Below are 16902 nucleotides of genomic sequence, written 5' to 3' on the forward strand. Positions count from 1 at the left end.
CTGCATTACCTGTGGGTTACGCCATCTCACCACGTCTCCTGGCCGGCTGTTCAGTATGGATTGCGGCCGTTTGAAATACCCTTGGGAGCGCTGGCGAGATTCGTATCTTAGGCGGTTGCCTAATCAAAAATCTTCGCATACGTTCCAACTGCAACGTTTCAGTGAGGGAGGAGACTCATGCGAATGCGTGTTATTTCTGCGGCCTTTTTGGCCAGTGTCATGATTCCGGCGGGCATGGCCGGGGCCACCGATCTTGAGGTGACCCATTGGTGGACATCGGGTGGCGAAGCCGCCGCTGTTGCCGAGCTTGCCAAGGCTTTCGACGCCACCGGCAATAAATGGGTTGATGGCGCCATTGCCGGTTCGGGCGGCACGGCCCGTCCGATCATGATCAGCCGCATCACCGGCGGTGACCCGATGGGCGCCACCCAATTCAACCACGGCCGGCAGGCGGAAGAGCTGGTGCAGGCCGGCCTGATGCGCGACCTTTCCGACGTTGCCGAAAAGGGCAAGTGGAAAGAGGTCATCAAGCCGGCAAGCCTGCTCGATAGCTGCACTATCGACGGCAAGATCTATTGCGCGCCGGTCAACATTCATTCCTGGCAATGGCTGTGGCTTTCCAACGAAGCCTTCAAGAAGGCGGGTGTCGAGGTTCCGAAGAACTGGACGGAATTCGTTGCAGCCGCACCGGCGCTGAAAAAGGCCGGCATCCAGCCGCTCGCCCTTGGCGGGCAGGCATGGCAGGCCAACGGCCTGTTTGACACGCTGACGCTTTCGATTGGCGGCAAGGATCTCTACCAGAAAGTCTATGGCGACAAGGATGCCGAAGCGGTAGCCGGGCCTGAGATGGCGAAGATTTTCGCGGCGGCCGTCGAGGCCCGTGACATGGCCAAGGGCACCAATGTGCAGGACTGGAACCAGGCGACCAACCTGGTCATAACCGGCAAGGCCGGCGGCCAGATCATGGGTGACTGGGCGCAGGGTGAGTTCCAGCTTGCAAACCAGAAGGCCGGTACGGATTATTCCTGCCTGCCGGGTCTCGGCCTCAATGACTATATCACCACCGGCGGCGATGCCTTTTATTTCCCGGTCCTGAAGGACGAGGCGAAAACCAAGGCGCAGGACGTGCTGGCTGAAACCATCGTCGATCCGAAAACACAGGTCGCCTTCAACCTGAAGAAAGGCTCGCTGCCGATCCGTGGCGACGTCGATCTCAACGCCGCCAATGACTGCATGAAGAAGGGCCTGGCAATTCTGGCGAAGGGCAATGCGCTCACCAGTACCGACCAGCTGATTTCTGCCGATACGCAGAAACAGAAGGAGGACCTGATGGCCGAATTCTTCGCCGGCTCGATGTCGGCGGCAGACGGCCAGAAGCGCTTTGCGGACCTCATCGGTTCCGCTGACTGATTGTGATCTCTCCGGGTCGGGGAGCGGTTCGCCGCTCCCCGCTCCAACGTCCGGTCCGTGCGATAATCACCAGTGCGGGCAGAGGGTTCATGCGGTAAGGCTTTTGCCTGACCGTTTACTGTAACGTTACAGGAGGAGGTGACATGGCAGGTCAAACGCGCTCCAGGCGTCCAAATCAGCTTTTTCGCAATCTCAATTCCAAGATTGCCTCCATTCCCATGATCTTGACCGCTATGGTGATCTTCCTCGGTGGGACGATCTGGACGGTGGTTTATTCCTTCACCAATTCAAAACTTCTGCCGCGGGCAAGCTTCATCGGTTTTGACCAATATGAACGTCTGTGGGCCGCGCCGCGCTGGATCGTTTCCATCCAGAATCTGGCGATCTACGGTGTTTTGTCGCTCATCTTCAGCCTCGTCATCGGCTTCGTGCTGGCGGCGCTGATGGACCAGAAAATCCGGTTCGAAAACACCTTCCGCACCATTTTTCTTTATCCCTTCGCACTGTCCTTCATCGTTACCGGCCTTGTCTGGCAATGGCTGCTGAACCCGGAATTCGGCATCCAGTCGGTGGTGCGTTCGATGGGCTGGGAAAGCTTCACCTTCGATCCGCTTTATAATTCGCAGATCGTCATCTACGGCATCCTGATTGCGGCGCTCTGGCAGGGCACGGGGCTCGTCATGTGCCTGATGCTGGCGGGTCTGCGCGGCATAGACGAGGACATCTGGAAGGCGACGCGTGTTGACGGCATTCCCATGTGGAAGACCTATATCCTCATCATCATTCCCATGATGCGGCCTGTCTTCATCACCACCCTCGTCATCATCGCCAGCGGCATCGTCAAGGTCTACGATCTGGTGGTGGCGCAGACGAGCGGCGGGCCGGGCATCGCGTCCGAAGTGCCGGCGAAATATGTCTATGACTACATGTTCCAGGCGCAGAATCTGGGGCAGGGCTTCGCCGCCTCGACAATGATGCTCCTGACGGTCGCGATCATCATCATTCCATGGGCCTACCTCGAATTCGGAGGCAAGAAGCGTGGCTAATATCAGCACACTAAACACGGTCGTGGCCGCCACCGATGCGGTTGCCAAAGACCTTTCCGGCCCGCGCGGCAGGAAGCCGAGGAAGACCTTTTCCCGCCGCAACATCATTCTTTACGGCACGCTGTTCGTGGCTGCCGCCTATTATCTGCTGCCGCTTTACGTGATGGTCGTCACCTCGCTGAAAGGCATGCCGGAAATCCGGCTTGGCAATATCTTCGCGCCGCCGGTGGAAATCACCTTCGAGCCCTGGGTGAAGGCCTGGGCCAATGCCTGCACGGGCCTGAACTGCGACGGACTTTCGCGCGGCTTCTGGAACTCCGTGCGCATTCTCGTTCCTTCCGTCGTCATTTCGATCGTCGTCGCTTCCGTCAGCGGCTACGCCATGGCCAACTGGAAGTTCAAGGGGTCGGAGCTGTTCTTCTCGATCCTCATCATCGGCGCTTTCATACCCTATCAGGTGATGATCTATCCGATCGTCATCGTGCTGCGCGAAATGGGTGTCTATGGCACGCTGACCGGCCTCGTTATCGTGCACACTATCTTCGGCATGCCGATCCTGACGCTGCTGTTCCGTAACTACTTCGCCTCTCTGCCGGAAGAATTGTTCAAGGCGGCGCGCATCGATGGCGCCAATTTCTGGCAGATCTATTTCCGCATCATGCTGCCCATGTCGCTGCCGATCTTCGTTGTCGCGATGATCCTGCAGGTGACCGGCATCTGGAACGACTTCCTGTTCGGCGTGGTGTTCACGCGGCCGGAATATTACCCGATGACGGTGCAGCTCAATAATATCGTCAACTCCGTGCAGGGCGTGAAGGAATACAACGTCAACATGGCCGCAACCCTTCTGACGGGTGCCGTGCCGCTGATCGTTTATTTCGTCTCCGGCAGGCTTTTCGTCCGTGGCATTGCCGCAGGCGCAGTAAAAGGTTGAGCTATATGAACAAAAGCGTTTCCATCCGCGATCTATCCCTGTCCTTCGGTGCCGTTACCGTGCTGAAAGACCTCAATCTCGATATTTACGACGGCGAATTCCTCGTGCTGCTCGGCTCTTCCGGCTGCGGCAAGTCGACCCTGCTCAATTGCATCGCCGGCCTTCTGGAGCCGACCGACGGGCAAATCTTCATCAAGGACCGCAACGTCACCTGGGAAGAGCCGAAGGATCGCGGCATCGGCATGGTGTTCCAGTCCTATGCGCTTTATCCGCAGATGACGGTGGAGAAGAACCTGTCCTTCGGCCTCCAGGTCGCCAAGGTACCGAAAGAGGAAATCGTCCGGCGTGTGAAAAGGGCAGCCGGCATATTGCAGATCGAGCCGCTGCTGAAGCGCAAGCCCGCCGAGCTTTCCGGCGGCCAGCGCCAGCGTGTGGCCATCGGCCGGGCGCTCGTGCGGGATGTAGATGTTTTCCTGTTCGACGAGCCGCTCTCCAACCTCGACGCCAAGCTGCGCTCGGAACTGCGCGTCGAGATCAAGCGGCTGCACCAGTCGCTGAAGAATACCATGATCTATGTGACGCATGATCAGATCGAGGCGCTGACGCTGGCGGACCGTATCGCCATCATGAAAAGCGGCGTCATCCAGCAGCTGGCCGATCCCGTCACCATCTACAACAAGCCGCGAAACCTCTTCGTCGCCGGTTTCATCGGCTCGCCGTCGATGAATTTCCTGCGTGGTGAGCTGATCGAGAAGGACGGAAAGGTGGTTTTCACCACCAATGGCGTGACTTTCGCGCTGGATGGCTACCAGTCGGAAACGCCGCTCGCCGCCGGCCGTGCCGTGGTTCTGGGCGTTCGCCCCGAACATGTGCGCGTCGATGCCGATATCGTCGGCGGCGAAGTGCATGAGGCGATTGTCGATATCGAGGAGCCGATGGGCGCCGACAATCTGATCTGGCTGAAACATGCCGGGCATACCATGTCCGTGCGCGTCGGCGGCCACAGGCGGTTTTCACCCGGCACCAAGGTGCGCCTCGGCCTCGACATGACGATGGCCTCACTGTTCGACGCGCAAAGCGAGGACCGGCTCTAGAACAGCTTCGATTTACCCCCACACACAATCCCAAGACCCAGATCTCTATGGAGGAGACAATGACAGAACTCGGTTTCCAGCTTTACAGCGCCCGTAATTTCCAGCCTTTTTCCGATATTCTGAAGAAGCTTTCGGCGGCGGGTTATAAACATGTCGAAGGTTATGGCGCGATGTACGCTTCGCTGGATGATGCCGGTTTGAAAGGCCTGCGCGCCGAACTCGACGCCAATGGCCTTGCCATGCCGACCGGCCATTTCGGCCTCGACCTTCTGGAAGGCGATCCGAAAAAGGCGCTGAACATCGCGAAAGTTCTGGGTGTTGAGGCGATCTATTGCCCTTATCTGATGCCTGACCAACGCCCGACAGATGCCGCAGGCTGGTTCGCTTTCGGCAAGCGCCTGCAGGAAGCCGGAAAGCCCTTCGTGGATGCAGGACTGACCTTCGGCTGGCATAACCACGATTTCGAATTCAAGACGCTTGGCGATGGCTCCACACCGCAGGAGCAGATTTTTGCCGGTGGTCCGGATTTGAAATGGGAGGCGGATATCGCCTGGATTATCAGAGGAAATGCCGATCCGCTCGCATGGATCGAAAGCTATGGCAAACGCATTACTGCGGTACACGTGAAGGACATCGCACCAGCAGGCGAGAATGCGGATGAGGACGGCTGGGCCGATGTCGGCCACGGTACAGTGGACTGGAAGGGCCTCGTCGCGGCGCTGAAAGCGAAATCCGCCACAAAACATTTCGTGGTCGAGCACGACAATCCGAAGGATATCGACCGGCTGATCACCCGCTCGATCGCATCTTTCAAAACCTACTAAGTTTCAATTTCGGAGTTTGCATCATGGCCAGGGATCTTGGCGTCGGCATCATCGGATGCGGCAATATCTCGTCTGCTTATTTCTCGCTGGCACCGCTCTTCAAGGGCATCAAGGTGCTTGCCTGCGCCGACCTCAACCGCAATGCGGCGGAGCTGAGGGCGGAAGAATTCGGTGTTGTCGCGCAGTCCATCGAGGAACTGCTCGCCAACAGGGATATCGATGTGGTGGTGAACCTCACCATTCCCGCCGCGCATTTTCCGGTGTCGAAAGCCGCCCTTGAGGCGGGCAAGCACGTCTATTCGGAAAAGCCGCTGGTGCTTTCGCTCGAGGAAGGCGAGGAGCTGCGGCGCATCGCCCGGGAGAAGAACCTCTCCGTCGGCTGCGCGCCGGATACCTTCCTTGGCGGCGCGCATCAGCTTGCCCGGCAATATATCGATGACGGCAAGGTCGGGCGCATCACTTCCGGCACCTGCCATGTGATGAGCCCCGGCATGGAAATGTGGCACCCGAACCCGGGCTTCTTCTTCCTGAAGGGCGGCGGGCCGATCCTCGATCTCGGTCCCTATTACATCGCCAATCTCATCAACCTCATCGGTCCGGTGAAGCGCGTCGGTGCGTTGACCAGCATGGCCAATTCGACCCGTACGGTGACCAGCCAGCCGCTTAACGGCGAAATCATTCCTGTCGAAACACCGACCAATATCCATGCCCTGCTGGAATTCGTGAACGGCGCGACGATCACGCTTTCGGCAAGCTGGGATGTCTGGTCGCATCGCCACGCCAATATGGAGCTCTATGGCACGGAAGGCTCGATCTACGTGCCTGACCCGAACTTCTTCGGCGGTGTGGTGGAGGCAAGCGGCCGGGATAAGGATATCCAGCCGCTGGAAGACTGGGCGCATCCCTTCGGCATTGCCAATCAGGAAAGCCCGAACGGCCCGCGCGCCAACTATCGCACGGCGGGCCTTGCCGATATGGCAATCGCTATTCTGGAAGGCCGCGATGCCCGTTGCTCGCTGGATCGCTCCCTGCATGGCATCGATGTGATGACCTCGATCCTCAAATCCGGGGAGGAGGGCCGTTTCATCGAAATGACGACGACCTGCACCCAGCCGGCTGCGCTCGGGATCGAGGAGGCGCAGGCGCTGCTGCGCTGAGCGCACAGCCAATGAAAAAAGGCCCGGCGCACTGCCAGTTCGCCGGGCCTTTTCCGCTCTGCCATTTAGTGGCGAGCGTCGCGTGTTCATTCGACTTCACAGGCCGATAAAAAGACCCAGCCAGCGCGCAACGGTCCTGACCATCCAGATCAGGAACACGAATGAAGCGATGCCGGTGGCGGTGACGAGCGTTGCAGAGGCGACGAAGAGGCCGGTTGTGAGATTGCGCCTGAACCGGTGACGTTTCGGCTCGAGTGCTCTATCCATGGCGGAGAGCGGCGATCAGCCCGCGAATGGTGAGCGTGATATAAAGCACACCCGCCATCGCCATCAGGATGCCGGTGCCAAGAGAGCTGAGATTGCTCAGCGAAAACAGAAATGTATCAGCCGCCGTCATCGGCAAGACCCTTCAAGAACAGCAAATTTCAGTCCGTTCTAGATCGCGCCGGTTTCCCCCATATGTCCCGATTGTTTCGTCTTGTTGCTATGGCGAGGTGATTTTGTGATCGTGCGGGTTTGCTGCGAATTCGGCAAAGCCCTTCACAAGTCGTCCGGTTTGGTTTAAAGCCGCGCCGTAATCCGGTCGCAGCCCACCCGGTCAAAACAAGGGATCCCAAATTATGAAAACCATCGTCATCTGCTCCGGCGGATTGGACTCCGTTTCGCTTGCGCATAAAATCGCGGCGGAACACGAACTTCTCGCTCTCGTCTCCTTCGACTATGGCCAGCGCCACAAGAAGGAGCTGGATTTCGCGGCCGATTGCGCAAAACGGCTCGGCGTGCCGCATCACGTCATCGATATCCGCACCATCGGTGCGCATCTCACCGGCTCGGCGCTGACGGACGACATTGCGGTGCCGGACGGGCATTATGCGGAGGAGACCATGCGCTCCACCGTGGTGCCGAACCGCAACGCCATCATGCTCACCATCGCTTTCGGGCTGGCTGCCGCGCAGCAGGCGGATGCCGTGGCGATTGCCGTGCATGGCGGCGATCACTTCATCTACCCCGATTGCCGGCCGGGCTTCATCGAAAGCTTCAACGCCATGCAGGCGCATGCGCTGGAAGGTTATGCCGACGTCAAGCTTTTCGCGCCCTATGTCACCGTTTCCAAGGCGGCGATTGTGACCGATGGTGCGAAATACGGCACGCCCTTCGGCGAAACATGGTCCTGTTACAAGGGCGGCTTGCGCCACTGCGGCCGCTGCGGCACCTGCGTCGAAAGGCGCGAGGCCTTTCATCTGGCGGGCGTCACCGACCCGACCGACTATGAGGACCCGGATTTCTGGGTGGCGGCCACCCATGCCTATGCGGCGCAGGAGGTGCGCTGATGTTCCGCATCACCAAGGAATTTCACTTCTCCGCCTCGCACCAGTTGAAAAGCCTGCCGTCGGATCACCAGTGCAATCGCCTGCACGGGCACAATTACATCGTTGAGATCGAGCTTGCGGGCGAAGAGCTTAACGAACATGGTTTCGTGCGCGACTATCACGAGCTTGCGCCGCTGAAGCGCTATATCGACGATCAATTCGACCATCGCCACCTGAACGACGTTCTCGGCCATGACCGGGTGACGGCGGAATGTCTGGCGAAGCATTTCTACGACTGGTGCAAGGATCGCCTGCCGGAAACCAGCGCCGTGCGGGTCAGCGAAACCGCCAAGACCTGGGCGGAATACCGGCCATGACGGCGGCTGCACACAAGATTGCAGCGAAGGAAACCACGATCCGCATCAGCGAAATCTTCGGACCGACCATTCAGGGCGAAGGCGTGCTGATCGGTCTGCCAACCGTTTTCGTGCGTACCGGCGGCTGCGATTACCGCTGCTCCTGGTGCGATACGTTGCATGCGGTCGATAGCGAGTATCGCGACACGTGGAAACCGATGCCGGTCGAGGCGATCTGGCAGGAGGTGCGGCGGCTTTCCGGCGGCGTGCCGCTGACGGTCTCGCTTTCAGGCGGCAATCCGGCCATTCAACCGCTCGCGGCCTTGATCGCGAAGGGGCAGGGCGAGGGATATCGTTTCGCGCTGGAAACGCAGGGCAGCATCGCGAAAGACTGGTTTGCCGATCTCGACCACCTGGTGCTGAGCCCCAAGCCGCCGTCAAGCGGCATGGAAACGGACTGGCAGGCCTTCGAAGACTGTCTTGCCGCCGCCGGCGACGGACCGCAGGTGGCGCTGAAGATCGTGGTGTTCGACGATGCGGATTACGCCTATGCCAAGGCAGCATCTGCGCGTTTTCCGCATCTGCCTGTCTATCTCCAGCCCGGCAACCATACCCCGCCGCCGCCGGATGATGACGATGCGCGTGTGGATATCGATGGGGTGATGGACCGGATGTTGTGGCTGGTGGACAAGGTCAGCGAAGATCGCTGGTTTTCCGCCCGGGTGCTGCCGCAGCTGCATGTGCTGTTGTGGGGGAATAAGCGCGGCGTGTAGATTGTGCGGGAGTGAAATTCCACGCCGTAGTCCGCGTCTTTGAGAAAGCGCATAGCGGATTGAGCGAGCGGGTGCCACTTGCTTCTTCTCCCCGCCGGGGAGAAGGTCGCGGCAGCGGGATGAGGGGGCAACGTCAGCGATATTCGGAGAGCTTGCCCCCTCATCCGACCCTTCGGGCCACCTTCTCCCCGGCGGGGAGAAGAAATACGCGGCAACGCCGTGCCGCGTATTGTTCTTTCACATCAAGCCGAAACGGCCAGCTCGCGCCGTTCCCGATCCGCAATGATCGACAGATCGAGCACCTTCTGCAGATTGGCCGCATGACGGAAATCCGGATCGGCGGAGCCGCCTTCCATGACGGCTCTGGCGAATTTTTCGTAATTCGTCGGCACCGGGTCGACATCGATTGTCTTCCAGATCGCCTTTTCCACATCCTCGCCGATGCAGGCGCGCAGGCTGGAATAATCCGGCGTGTGGATCACTTCCAATGCGCCCTTGTCGCCATGGATGCGCAGGCGAAGTTCGTTGAGGTGACCCGTCGCCCAGCGGCTGGCATGGATGACGCCCATGGCGCCGTTTTCAAGCTCGGCGGTCATCGTGAAGCTGTCATTGGCGTCGAGGTCGTAGACGCCAATTTTGTTGCCTTCATATTTGTCGAAGGTCTTCAGCCGCGTGAAGATGCGCTCCACATCGCTGCCCGCGCCATAGGAGGCGAAGTCGAGAATGTGGATGCCGACATCGCCCAGCACACCATTCGAACCGTGCTTGGTGGAGAGCCGCCAAAGCCACTTGCTCTCCGTCATCCAGTCGCCCCAGGCCTTGGAAACGAGCCAGCTCTGGAGATAGGAGGCTTCCAGATGCCGCACCTTGCCGATCTTGCCTGCCAGCACCATTTCACGCGCCGCCTGCAAGGGTGCGACATTGCGATAGGTGAGGTTTACCATGGCGACAAGGCCGGCCTTTTCGGCGGCATCGGCCATTTCGGCGGCCTTGGCGTAGTTTTCCGCCAGCGGCTTTTCGCAGAAGACGTGCTTGCCGGCCGCCAGCAGCTTCAGGCTGGTGGGATGGTGGATCGCATCCGGCGTGACATTGGCCGCCGCATCGAATTCACCCCAGGCAATCGCGTCATCCAGTGAGGTGAAGGAGAGCGGAATGTTGTGGCGGAGCGCAAAGCCGCGCACCACCACATCGTCCACATCCACCGCCGCGACCAGTTCGACGCCGGGGATTTGCGAGAAATAAGTGGCATGGTTGTTGGCCATGCCGCCGGTTCCGAGAATGAGAAGTCTCATGGCTATTTACCTGTAACCTGCTTCGCCTGCCTTGTGCAGCTTGGGGCCGCGTTCCTCGATCGGCTCCAGCGCCTTGTCGACGGGAACATTGGGGGCGTCGTGAATGCTTTTCAGTGCGCCAACGGGATTATAGGCCCATTTCACCGAGTTGCTGATGACCTTCTGCACATTGGCGTCATGATAGGTCGGATAGGTCTCGTGGCCGGGGCGGAAATAGAAGATATTGCCCGCACCACGACGCCAGGTGAGACCGGAACGGAAGACCTCGCCGCCCTGGAACCAGGAGATGAAGACGGTTTCCAGAGGCTCCGGCACGGAGAACTGCTCGCCATACATTTCCTCGTTTTCCAGTTCGAAATGTTCCGGCAGACCGGCGGCGATCGGGTGGCGCGGATTGATGGTCCACAGACGCTCGCGTTCACCCGCCTCACGCCATTTCAGCGCGCAGGGCGTGCCCATCAGGCGCTTGAACGGCTTGGAGAAATGGCCGGAGTGCAGGACGATCAGACCCATGCCTTCCCAGACGCGTTTTGCAACGCGCTCGACGATCTCGTCCTGAACCGCGCCATGGTCCTTGTGGCCCCACCAGACCAGCACATCGGTCTTGTCGAGGCGCTCCTGCGACAGGCCGTGTTCCGGCTCCTGCAGCGTGGCGGTAGTGGCGTTGATCTCGGGGTTCTGGTTCAGCGCATCGGCAATGGTGTTGTGCATGCCGTTCGGATAGATCGAACGCACCGTCTCATTGATGTGTTCGTGGATATTTTCGCCCCATACAACGGTGTTGATGGTCATTTTCATGCTCCTCGGTAAAAGCCGGTACCTTGGGTGATCCCGGCGAAAGTTGAATCTTCAGGCAGCGCCCCGGGCGGGATTGCGCGCAAGCGCCCGACCCTCGGCGTCGAAACGGTGGATCTGCGCCGCATCCGGTGCGATGGCGATGCGTTCGCCGGCCTTGCGGCCCGTGACACCCTCTTCGCGAACGACAACGGGTTCGCCGGCGCCGATCTCGACATAGACGTAGCTGTCCGATCCCAGCATTTCCGAATGGACGATCTCGCCGCTCCAGCCGCTGCCGTCGGTAACGATTGTGAAGTGTTCTGGGCGGACGCCGATGGTTTTGGCGCCTTCTGCTTCGGCATAGTTGCCGGCGAGGAAATTCATCCTCGGTGAGCCGATGAAGCCGGCGACAAAGGTATTGACCGGGCTTTCGTAAAGCTCCAGCGGCGTGCCGATCTGCTCGACGCGGCCATCGCGCAGCACGCAGATACGGTCGGCCAGCGTCATGGCCTCCACCTGGTCATGGGTGACGTAGATCATCGTCGTGTCATGCATCGAGCGGTGCAGCTTGGCGATTTCGAGACGCGTGGCGACACGCAGCGCCGCGTCGAGGTTGGAGAGCGGCTCGTCGAACAGGAAGACCTTGGGATCACGCACGATGGCGCGGCCGATGGCGACGCGCTGGCGCTGGCCGCCCGAAAGCTGCTTGGGCAGGCGTTCCAGATAGGGCGTAAGCTGCAGCATATCGGCCGCCGCTTCGACGCGGTTCCGGCGTTGTTCCTTGTCCGCGCCCGACAGTTTCATGCCAAAGGCCATGTTATCGAACACGGTCATATGCGGATAAAGTGCATAGGACTGGAACACCATGGCGACGCCACGCTTGGCGGGCGGCAGGCGGTTCACCGTCTCGCTGTCGAAGGAGAGCGTGCCACTGGAAATTTCCTCAAGTCCGCAGATGAGGCGCAGCAGCGTGGACTTGCCGCAGCCCGAGGGGCCGACGAAAACCATGAATTCGCCGGAGCGGATGTCCATGTCGATGCCCTTGATGACTTCGAAGGCGCCGAAGGATTTGCGAAGATCGCGCAGTTGAATGGTGGTCATGATGTTTCTCCTAGCCTTTGACGCCGCCGGCGGTGAGGCCGGAGATGATGCGTCGCTGGAAGATCAGAACGAGGACGACGAGCGGAGCGGTGACGATGACGGAGGCCGCCATGATCGTTCCCCACGGGATTTCGAACTGCGAACCGCCCGACAGGAGTGCTATGGCGACCGGCACCGTGCGCTGTTCGTTCGATGAGGTGAAGGTGAGCGCGAAGAGGAACTCGTTCCATGCCGCGATGAAGGCGAGAAGCCCTGTCGTGACAAGCGCCGGCCACATTAGCGGCATGAACACTTGGGTGATGATGACCCAGGGCGTTGCGCCATCGACGATCGCGGCTTCCTCGATCTCGATCGGCAGGTCGCGCATGAAGGTTGTCAGTACCCAGACCGTGAAGGGCAGGGTGAAGATCATGTAGGAAAAGATCAGCGCGAGCGGTGTGTTGAAGATGCCCGCCCAGCGGATCAGTTCGAACAGGCCGGCGAGAACCGCGATCTGCGGGAACATCGAGACCGACAGGATGGTAAGGAGCAGCAGCGCGCGACCCCGGAAGCGGACGCGGGCCAGTGCATAGGAAGCCGTGACCGCCAGGAACAGCGACAAGACGACGACCGACGAAGCGACCATCAGCGAGTTGCCGAGATTGCGCAGGAAGCTGCCATTGCCAATGACGAAGTTATAATTGGCAAGCGAGAATTCGCGCGGCCAGTAGTTGATCTGGAACAGCGCCGTTCCCGATTTCAGGCTGGTCAGGATCGCGTAATAGAACGGAAAGACCGAAATGACGATGATGACGGCGACCAGCGCGTAAAAGGCCGTGGTCTTGACGATATCTGTAAGGGTCATTGCGCGGCTCCATCGGTGTTGACGCGCCCGAGCCACATATAAATGACCGTGATCGAGGCGATGATGAGGAACAGCATGGTCGAGGCCGCCGCGCCGTAGGAGAACTTGTCGAAATCAAACAGGTTCTCGCGTGCAAGCACGGACATGGTGCGGGTCTGGGCGTTGTTTGGCGTCAGGATGTAGATGAGGTCAAAGACGCGCAGCGCATCCAGCATGCGGAAGATGACGGCGACCATCAGGGCCGGGCGGATCATCGGCAGGGTGACGCGGAAGAACACCTTGACGGGGTGGATGCCATCCACCTTGGCCGCCTCATACATGTCCTTCGGCACCATCTGCAGGCCGGCGAGGATGAGCAGCGCCATGAAGGGCGTGGTCTTCCAGATGTCGACGATCAAGACGGCGACCATCGCGGTTTCGGGATTGGCGGTCCAGGCGATCTTGCTGGAGATCAGCCCGAGATTGAGGAACAGGTCGTTCAATATGCCGAATTGGTCGTTCAGCATCCACGCCCACATCTGCGCCGAAACGATGGTGGGAATGGCCCAGGGCACGAGAATGGCGGCGCGGACGAGGCCGCGTCCCCTAAATTCGGCATTCAGCACCAGCGCGACGATGAGGCCGAGTACCGTTTCGAGGCTAACGGAGACGATGGTGAATTTGAGCGTGTTGAGAACCGCGCCCCACCAGGCGGGATCGGCAAGCAGGCCGCGATAGATGGTGCGGCCGCTGCTGAGCGTGATCCAGGTGAGGTAGTTCTTGAGGCCGACAAATTGCGCCCCCTCGAGATTGGTGAGCGAGGCGTCGGTGAGGCTGAACCAGACGGTGCGCACCAGCGGCCAGCCGGCCACCAGCGCCAGCACCAGAAATGTGGGGGCAAGGAACAGCCAGGCGGATTTCAGACGTTCCGACTGCAGATCGGAGCCGGCGCGGGATGTTACGACCGGTCTTTGAAGGGCGATGTCGTTCATGAGGATATCTCGCGGTTGGAGCGCGGGAAACGATCAGTCAAGACCGCTGCCCGCGCGGGCCGGATTACCAGCCGTTGCCTTTGAGATCGGTCAGTTCAACCTCGAGAAGTTCGAGATTTTCAGCCGCCGTGCCATTGCCGGAGAGCGTGTTGTGCACGGCACCCCAGAACTTGGCTGAAACCTCATTATATTTCACCTTGGCGGAGGCGGACGGACGCGGAACGGCAGTCTGGAAGATCGGCTTCCATGTCGGCATGAAGGGCTGCGCGTCAGCAACATCCTTGTCATCGTAAAGGGATGCGATCGTCGGCATGTTGGAGAGCTGGATCGCACGCATTTTCTGAGTGTCTTTCGACGCCAGGAATTTCACGAGCTGAATGGCGGCTTCCTTGTCGTCGGAATATTTCGAAACGGCGAGGTTCCAGCCGCCAAGTGTCGAGGCCGGGGCCTCGCCTTCAGCGCCGGCCGGAAGCGGCGTAACGCCGAACTTGCCCTTGATGGCACTGTCAGCGCCATTTCCAAGCGCATAGGCATAGGGCCAGTTACGCATGAAGACGGAATTGCCGGTCTGCCAGACGCCGCGTGCTTCCTCTTCCTTATAGGCCAGCACACCCTGCGGTGCGATGGTGCCGACCCAGCCCTTGGCCGCTTCAATCGCGGCTGCGGCTTTCTCGTTGTTGATCGAGATATCGCCGTTGGTCTCGACGATATGGCCGCCGCCGGCGGAAGCGATCCATTCCAGCGCGTTGCAGGTCAGGCCCTCATAGGCGCTGCCCTGGAAAACGAAGCCCCAGAGGTCCTTCTGGCCGCCTTCGCGTTCCTTGTCCTGAATTTCCTTTGCGGTCTCGCTCAGTTCCTTCCAGGTCTTTGGTGGCTGCTTGCCGTATTTATCGAGCAGGTCCTTGCGATAGAAAAGCGCCGGTGCGTCGGTGAACATCGGCATGGCGACGAGCTTGCCGTCAACCGTCTGCGACGCGACGATGGAGGGGAAATGATCGCCGATAACGTCCTTCGTCGCCTCGGTCAGATCCACGAATTGCTCGGCCAGCTGCGGCGCCCAGATCACGTCCGTCTGGTAAACGTCGACATCCTTGTTGCCGGCGGCAAGCCACAGCCGGTACTGGCTGAACTGTTCGCTGGATGACGACGGCATGGTGACGAGATTGACCTTGTGGCCGGTCTCTTTCTCGAAAGCGGCGATCCTTTCGCGGAAGAACGCGACGTTCTTGCCGGTGGAATTGGCGGCAATGGAAAGCTCGGCGGCTTGCACGGAAACTGCCGCGGAAAGCACGCTTCCGCACAGGAACAAAGTTTTCATGGAAATATTCATAGTCAAACTCCTCCGTTGACGCTTCCGATCGTCCTCAAAATTGAAAGCGCTTTTGACTGATGTGAGGCTCGCAAAAGCCAGACGCTCTGTCAATACTCTTTCTAATGGTGGGGAATTCGGGTATTTTGACACGCAATTTTTCGAGGTTTGCCTTTCAGAATAATGGGATGTAGGCTTTCTGTGAAGAAAAATTGAAATCGTTTTCAATTTTGTCGGCTTGAAAAATCCGCGGCGGCAACGCATGCAGTGGCAAATTGGCAAAAAACATGAAGCTCAAGGAATTCGCAGAAAAGGTCGGGCTGTCACCCACCACCGTCAGCCGCGCGCTTGGCGGCTATCCCGAGGTGCGCGAGGAGACGCGGCAGCGGGTGATGGAGGCTGCGCTGAAATATGGCTACCGGCCGAATGCCAATGCGGTACGGCTGGCGACCGGCAGGGCCGGTGCCATAGGCGTCGTCATGGGCCGTTCGGGTGGCGGGCATTTCTTCTCGGAGTTCATGGGTGGCATGGCGACCCGGCTGGAAGGGGAAGAGACCGACATTCTCGTCAGCGTGACCGTCGATAATAATATTGACGAGGAGCTGGCGATTTTCAGCCGGCTTGCGTCAAGCGGGCGGGTGGATGGCATCATCGTGCATTCGCCTCGGCCGGAAGATGAGCGTATCGCCTTGCTCAACAGGCTCGGCGTGCCATTCATCGTGCATGGCCGCTCCAAAACGCCGTTCGAACATGCCTGGCTCGATATCGACAACCATGATGTGACCTATCGTCCGACGATCCATTTTCTGGAGCGGGGCCATCGTCGCATCGCGCTGATCAATGGCCCGACAGGCCGCACCTTCGTTCAGGATCGCGAACAGGGTTTTCGCGAGGCGCTGGCGACCCACGGTCTCACGCCGGATCCACGCTTCATGATGAGCGAGCATTTCAGCGAGGAGGCCGCTTTCCGTTTTGCCCGCTCGCTGCTGGAGCAGACGCCGCGCCCGACCGCCTTTGTCGCTGGCGCGATGATGACGGCGCAGGGCGTTTATCGCGCTGCAACTCAAGTGGGTCTGACGATCGGCAAGGATGTCTCCGTCATCGCCCACGATGACGTTTTTCCCTATCTGACGCCGCAAAGCATGATGCCGCCGCTTTCCACCACGCGGTCGCCGATGCGCATGGCGGGCATGCGGGTGACGGACCTGCTTTTGCAGATCGTCGGCGGCCGTCCCGTCCGTGAGGTGCAGGAATTGTGGCCTGTCGAACTGATCCTGCGGGAATCGGTCGGCCCAGCCTGAGCTTTCGGTCATAGATCACTGATTCCATTCCATTTTGTGAACGTCAATTGAATGCCGTTCGCCTTTCGTCATCTATACGGCGGCGCCGTCTCATGTATAATCGAAACTGTTACGGGCATATGGAACATGACCCGGGCCGGTGCGTTGAGGGGACGTGCCGAAGGAGGATGACGGATGTTTGAATTTCTGAAACCGCAACAGCAGACTGTGATCGATGATGTGGAAGCGACCGGCACCTATGCCGATGCGCTGCTCAACGTTCCGAGCCCTGAGCTCACGCGTTCAACGGCCCGCGAACATGGCCATGAGGCCCATTCCCGCGACTATTGCGAAAACCGCGATATTTCCCGTAGCGCGCTCGGTTTTGCCTGAGCTGTCGCAAAAAGCTTTCCAAAAAAACGGA

At 59.5% G+C, this 16902-nt stretch carries 19 protein-coding genes; 11 read left to right on the forward strand and 8 right to left on the reverse strand.

Features of this window, described 5'->3' with window-relative positions:
- Nucleotides 1-177: 177 nt before the first annotated feature.
- The 6 genes from AC1ROR_RS15490 to AC1ROR_RS15515 all read left to right on the forward strand — a co-directional run bounded on the left by AC1ROR_RS15490 (nt 178) and on the right by AC1ROR_RS15515 (nt 6465).
- Nucleotides 178-1410 carry an ABC transporter substrate-binding protein gene (locus tag AC1ROR_RS15490; RefSeq protein ID WP_498589935.1) on the forward strand — a complete coding sequence of 411 codons (1233 nt, stop codon included), beginning with the start codon at nt 178-180 and terminating at the stop codon, nt 1408-1410.
- A 143-nt stretch (nt 1411-1553) separates the two neighbouring features.
- Nucleotides 1554-2456, forward strand: coding sequence for a carbohydrate ABC transporter permease (locus AC1ROR_RS15495; protein WP_142170584.1), 903 nt, complete (start codon nt 1554-1556; stop codon nt 2454-2456).
- Nucleotides 2449-3390, forward strand: coding sequence for a carbohydrate ABC transporter permease (locus AC1ROR_RS15500; protein ID WP_003525110.1), 942 nt, complete (start codon nt 2449-2451; stop codon nt 3388-3390). Before AC1ROR_RS15495 ends, AC1ROR_RS15500 begins: the two co-directional genes overlap by 8 nt.
- 5 nt (nt 3391-3395) lie before the next feature.
- Nucleotides 3396-4484, forward strand: a complete 1089-nt coding sequence (locus AC1ROR_RS15505; RefSeq protein WP_498589936.1) for an ABC transporter ATP-binding protein — start codon at nt 3396-3398, stop codon at nt 4482-4484.
- A gap of 59 nt (nt 4485-4543) precedes the next feature.
- Nucleotides 4544-5308 (forward strand): sugar phosphate isomerase/epimerase family protein, encoded by a 765-nt coding sequence (locus tag AC1ROR_RS15510; protein ID WP_498589937.1) that lies wholly within the window; start codon nt 4544-4546, stop codon nt 5306-5308.
- A gap of 23 nt (nt 5309-5331) precedes the next feature.
- Entirely contained in the window at nt 5332-6465 is a 1134-nt protein-coding gene (locus AC1ROR_RS15515; protein WP_498589938.1) for a Gfo/Idh/MocA family protein, read from the forward strand.
- 96 nt (nt 6466-6561) lie between these two features.
- Here AC1ROR_RS15515 and AC1ROR_RS15520 read toward each other — a convergent pair whose 3' ends face one another.
- Both AC1ROR_RS15520 and AC1ROR_RS15525 read right to left on the reverse strand, forming a co-directional pair.
- Nucleotides 6562-6732 carry a hypothetical protein gene (locus AC1ROR_RS15520; protein ID WP_191856065.1) on the reverse strand — a complete coding sequence of 57 codons (171 nt, stop codon included), beginning with the start codon at nt 6730-6732 and terminating at the stop codon, nt 6562-6564.
- Nucleotides 6725-6862, reverse strand: coding sequence for a hypothetical protein (locus tag AC1ROR_RS15525; RefSeq protein ID WP_498589939.1), 138 nt, complete (start codon nt 6860-6862; stop codon nt 6725-6727). The genes AC1ROR_RS15520 and AC1ROR_RS15525 overlap by 8 nt, the downstream gene beginning before the upstream one ends.
- A 223-nt stretch (nt 6863-7085) precedes the next feature.
- Between AC1ROR_RS15525 and queC the strand changes: the two genes are divergently transcribed.
- The 3 genes from queC to queE are packed head-to-tail and all read left to right on the forward strand — an operon-like array spanning nt 7086 to nt 8904.
- Entirely contained in the window at nt 7086-7796 is a 711-nt protein-coding gene (gene queC / locus AC1ROR_RS15530; RefSeq protein ID WP_498589940.1) for a 7-cyano-7-deazaguanine synthase QueC, read from the forward strand.
- On the forward strand, nt 7796-8152 hold the full coding sequence (gene queD, locus AC1ROR_RS15535; RefSeq protein ID WP_498589941.1) for a 6-carboxytetrahydropterin synthase QueD: 357 nt from the start codon (nt 7796-7798) through the stop codon (nt 8150-8152). The genes queC and queD overlap by 1 nt, the downstream gene beginning before the upstream one ends.
- Nucleotides 8149-8904, forward strand: coding sequence for a 7-carboxy-7-deazaguanine synthase QueE (gene queE / locus AC1ROR_RS15540; protein WP_498589942.1), 756 nt, complete (start codon nt 8149-8151; stop codon nt 8902-8904). Before queD ends, queE begins: the two co-directional genes overlap by 4 nt.
- Before the next feature lie 242 nt (nt 8905-9146).
- Here queE and AC1ROR_RS15545 read toward each other — a convergent pair whose 3' ends face one another.
- From AC1ROR_RS15545 to AC1ROR_RS15570, 6 genes are all read right to left on the reverse strand, one after another.
- Nucleotides 9147-10196, reverse strand: a complete 1050-nt coding sequence (locus tag AC1ROR_RS15545) for a Gfo/Idh/MocA family protein (protein ID WP_498589943.1) — start codon at nt 10194-10196, stop codon at nt 9147-9149.
- A gap of 6 nt (nt 10197-10202) precedes the next feature.
- Nucleotides 10203-10988 (reverse strand): ThuA domain-containing protein, encoded by a 786-nt coding sequence (locus AC1ROR_RS15550; RefSeq protein WP_046801358.1) that lies wholly within the window; start codon nt 10986-10988, stop codon nt 10203-10205.
- 57 nt (nt 10989-11045) lie between these two features.
- The gene (locus AC1ROR_RS15555; RefSeq protein WP_498589944.1) at nt 11046-12074 is read right to left on the reverse strand and encodes an ABC transporter ATP-binding protein; all 1029 of its coding nucleotides are present in this window, start codon (nt 12072-12074) and stop codon (nt 11046-11048) included.
- Between the two features lie 10 nt (nt 12075-12084).
- Nucleotides 12085-12918, reverse strand: coding sequence for a carbohydrate ABC transporter permease (locus AC1ROR_RS15560; RefSeq protein ID WP_035220964.1), 834 nt, complete (start codon nt 12916-12918; stop codon nt 12085-12087).
- Nucleotides 12915-13889, reverse strand: coding sequence for a carbohydrate ABC transporter permease (locus tag AC1ROR_RS15565; protein ID WP_498589945.1), 975 nt, complete (start codon nt 13887-13889; stop codon nt 12915-12917). The genes AC1ROR_RS15560 and AC1ROR_RS15565 overlap by 4 nt, the downstream gene beginning before the upstream one ends.
- Before the next feature lie 64 nt (nt 13890-13953).
- Entirely contained in the window at nt 13954-15219 is a 1266-nt protein-coding gene (locus AC1ROR_RS15570; protein ID WP_142170566.1) for an ABC transporter substrate-binding protein, read from the reverse strand.
- Between the two features lie 266 nt (nt 15220-15485).
- On the opposite strand from AC1ROR_RS15570, the gene AC1ROR_RS15575 reads away from it, so the two are divergent.
- Both AC1ROR_RS15575 and AC1ROR_RS15580 read left to right on the forward strand, forming a co-directional pair.
- Nucleotides 15486-16499 (forward strand): substrate-binding domain-containing protein, encoded by a 1014-nt coding sequence (locus AC1ROR_RS15575; protein ID WP_498589946.1) that lies wholly within the window; start codon nt 15486-15488, stop codon nt 16497-16499.
- A gap of 174 nt (nt 16500-16673) precedes the next feature.
- Entirely contained in the window at nt 16674-16871 is a 198-nt protein-coding gene (locus AC1ROR_RS15580; RefSeq protein ID WP_020011889.1) for a hypothetical protein, read from the forward strand.
- The last annotated feature ends 31 nt before the right edge of the window (nt 16872-16902 follow it).

This window comes from Agrobacterium sp. GW821-FHT14E08 (assembly GCF_058803865.1).

Excerpts from the sequence above, each read along its gene's own strand:
- AC1ROR_RS15490 (WP_498589935.1), top strand. The coding sequence starts at position 178 with ATGCGAATGCGTGTTATTTCTGCGGCCTTTTTGGCCAGTGTCATGATT.
- AC1ROR_RS15495 (WP_142170584.1), top strand. The coding sequence starts at position 1,554 with ATGGCAGGTCAAACGCGCTCCAGGCGTCCAAATCAGCTTTTTCGCAAT.
- AC1ROR_RS15505 (WP_498589936.1), top strand. The coding sequence starts at position 3,396 with ATGAACAAAAGCGTTTCCATCCGCGATCTATCCCTGTCCTTCGGTGCC.
- AC1ROR_RS15510 (WP_498589937.1), top strand. The coding sequence starts at position 4,544 with ATGACAGAACTCGGTTTCCAGCTTTACAGCGCCCGTAATTTCCAGCCT.
- AC1ROR_RS15515 (WP_498589938.1), top strand. The coding sequence starts at position 5,332 with ATGGCCAGGGATCTTGGCGTCGGCATCATCGGATGCGGCAATATCTCG.
- AC1ROR_RS15520 (WP_191856065.1), bottom strand. The coding sequence starts at position 6,732 with ATGGATAGAGCACTCGAGCCGAAACGTCACCGGTTCAGGCGCAATCTC.
- AC1ROR_RS15525 (WP_498589939.1), bottom strand. The coding sequence starts at position 6,862 with ATGACGGCGGCTGATACATTTCTGTTTTCGCTGAGCAATCTCAGCTCT.
- queC (WP_498589940.1), top strand. The coding sequence starts at position 7,086 with ATGAAAACCATCGTCATCTGCTCCGGCGGATTGGACTCCGTTTCGCTT.
- queD (WP_498589941.1), top strand. The coding sequence starts at position 7,796 with ATGTTCCGCATCACCAAGGAATTTCACTTCTCCGCCTCGCACCAGTTG.
- queE (WP_498589942.1), top strand. The coding sequence starts at position 8,149 with ATGACGGCGGCTGCACACAAGATTGCAGCGAAGGAAACCACGATCCGC.
- AC1ROR_RS15545 (WP_498589943.1), bottom strand. The coding sequence starts at position 10,196 with ATGAGACTTCTCATTCTCGGAACCGGCGGCATGGCCAACAACCATGCC.
- AC1ROR_RS15550 (WP_046801358.1), bottom strand. The coding sequence starts at position 10,988 with ATGACCATCAACACCGTTGTATGGGGCGAAAATATCCACGAACACATC.
- AC1ROR_RS15555 (WP_498589944.1), bottom strand. The coding sequence starts at position 12,074 with ATGACCACCATTCAACTGCGCGATCTTCGCAAATCCTTCGGCGCCTTC.
- AC1ROR_RS15560 (WP_035220964.1), bottom strand. The coding sequence starts at position 12,918 with ATGACCCTTACAGATATCGTCAAGACCACGGCCTTTTACGCGCTGGTC.
- AC1ROR_RS15565 (WP_498589945.1), bottom strand. The coding sequence starts at position 13,889 with ATGAACGACATCGCCCTTCAAAGACCGGTCGTAACATCCCGCGCCGGC.
- AC1ROR_RS15570 (WP_142170566.1), bottom strand. The coding sequence starts at position 15,219 with ATGAATATTTCCATGAAAACTTTGTTCCTGTGCGGAAGCGTGCTTTCC.
- AC1ROR_RS15575 (WP_498589946.1), top strand. The coding sequence starts at position 15,486 with ATGAAGCTCAAGGAATTCGCAGAAAAGGTCGGGCTGTCACCCACCACC.
- AC1ROR_RS15580 (WP_020011889.1), top strand. The coding sequence starts at position 16,674 with ATGTTTGAATTTCTGAAACCGCAACAGCAGACTGTGATCGATGATGTG.